The sequence below is a fragment of the Pseudomonas sp. PS01299 genome (assembly GCF_029960145.1).
In the GTDB taxonomy this organism is placed as follows: domain Bacteria; phylum Pseudomonadota; class Gammaproteobacteria; order Pseudomonadales; family Pseudomonadaceae; genus Aquipseudomonas; species Aquipseudomonas putida_A.
Genome location: NZ_JASCPO010000449.1, coordinates 1 through 2,059, shown reverse-complemented (window position 1 = coordinate 2,059; position 2,059 = coordinate 1). Strand labels below are relative to the sequence as shown.

Sequence of the window (2,059 nt, the reverse complement as noted above, 5' to 3'; positions counted from 1 at the left end):
GCTCGCGATGGCGGTGTGTCAGTAACAGAGATGGGTACTGATAGATCGCCATCGCGAGCAGGCTCACTCCTACAATTGGAATTGTGGTGAATTCAGACCTTGCGCGCTTCCTCTTCCAGTTGATCCGACTCGAACAACCGCGCCAGTTCCGCCCGGGCTTCCTGGGCGGTCTGCAGGACTTTGGCCGCGTCGTCGTAGACCGCGTGCTGGGCTTCCAGCACCTGTTCGTCATGGTGTTTGAAACGCTTGATCCGCGCATCGGCCTGGGCCTGGGTCAGACCGAGGCCGACCAGGGTGCGGCGGCTCATTTCCAGGCTGGAGTAATAGGTCTCGCGAATCGCTTCGGCGCCGACATCGACCAGGCGGTGCACGTGCTGACGGTTACGTGCGCGAGCGATGATCTTCATGTGCGGATACAGCTTGCGCACGATCTCGGCGGTCTTGATGTTGGTCTCCGGATCATCCGTGGCAATCACGAAATACTCCGCCTCGCCAACCTTCGCCGCATTGAGGATTTCCGGGCGCATCGGGTCGCCGTAGAACACCGGCACGCCGCCAAAACTGCGCGACAGTTCGATGGTTTCCACCGAGGTGTCCAGCGCCACGAACTTGATGTTCTGCGCCCGCAGAATCCGCGCCACGATCTGGCCCATCCGGCCCATGCCGGCAATCACCACGCGCGGTGCCTCGGTGTCGATTTCGCGGAATTTCTCCGGCACCTCCACTGGCTGCACTTTCGGGCTGACCAATCGTGCACAGATCAACAGCAGCAACGGCGTCAAGGCCATCGACAGAGTGATGGTCAGCACCAGCAAGTCATACAGGCGCGGTTCGAACAGGCCCTGATCGCGCCCGATCTTGAACACCACAAAGGCAAATTCACCGCCGGCGGCGAGCACGATACCCAAGCGAATCGCACTGACCTTGGTCAGCCCACCGGCCAGACGCCCGACCACAAACAGCAGCGGCAACTTCAAGCCGATCAGCAGCAGCGTCAGGCCCAGCACGGTGATCGGCGCACTCAGTAGCAGACTCAGGTTGGCGCCCATGCCGACGCTGATGAAAAACAGCCCGAGCAGCAGGCCTTTGAACGGCTCGATCTGCGCTTCCAGTTCATGGCGATACTCCGAGTCCGCCAGCAGCAGGCCGGCGAGGAAAGCCCCGAGCGCCATCGACACGCCGACCAGATCCATCAGCCACGCCGTACCGATCACCACCAGCAATGCGGTGGCGGTAGAGACTTCCGGCAGACCGGTTTTTGCCACCACGCGAAACACCGGACGCAACAGATAACGCCCGCCGACCACCACCACGGCGATCCCGCCGAGTACTTGCAAACCGTGGTTCAGGCTTTCCGCGTTGCTGCTGGCGTGGGCGCTGCCGGCGAGCATCGGCACCAGCGCGATCAACGGGATCGCGGCGATGTCCTGAAACAGCAGAATCGCAAACGCCAGTCGCCCGTGGGGGCTGGTCAGCTCCTTGCGCTCGGCCAGGCTTTGCAGGCCGAATGCGGTGGACGACAGCGCCAGGCCAAGACCGAGCACAATCGCACTGTTCAGTGGCTGACCGAACACGTACAACGCCAGCACGCCGATCACCGCCGCCGTCAGCAGCACCTGCGCCAGACCTACGCCAAACACCGACTTGCGCATCACCCACAAGCGACGGGGTGACAGCTCAAGGCCGATGATGAACAACAGCAATACCACGCCCAGTTCCGAGATATGCGCAACGCTCTGCGGATTGCCAATCAGGCCGAGCACCGACGGGCCGATGATCACCCCCGCCAACAGATAACCGAGCACCGCGCCCAGTTGCAGACGCTTGGCCAGTGGCACGGTGAGCACGGCTGCGAACAGAAACACGACAGCGGCTTGTAACAGGTTGCCTTCATGGGGCATGGGTTGACTCCTGACAGCGGTACGGCGGGGGGGACAAGGATAAAGGCTGCGCCGCTCGTCAATCCACCACAAAACCCTGTGGGAGCGGGCTTGCTCGCGAAAGCGCTGGTTCAGTCGATGTTGATGGCGACTGTGACACCGCATTCGCGAGCAAGCCC

1 protein-coding gene is annotated in these 2,059 nt (G+C 62.1%); it reads right to left on the bottom strand.

Annotation, left to right across the window (positions count from 1 at the left end; translation table 11 throughout):
* Window positions 1-92: 92 nt before the first annotated feature.
* On the bottom strand, window positions 93-1,901 hold the full coding sequence (locus QMX91_RS30880) for a monovalent cation:proton antiporter-2 (CPA2) family protein (RefSeq protein WP_096795893.1): 1,809 nt from the start codon (window positions 1,899-1,901) through the stop codon (window positions 93-95).
* Window positions 1,902-2,059 lie beyond the last annotated feature (158 nt).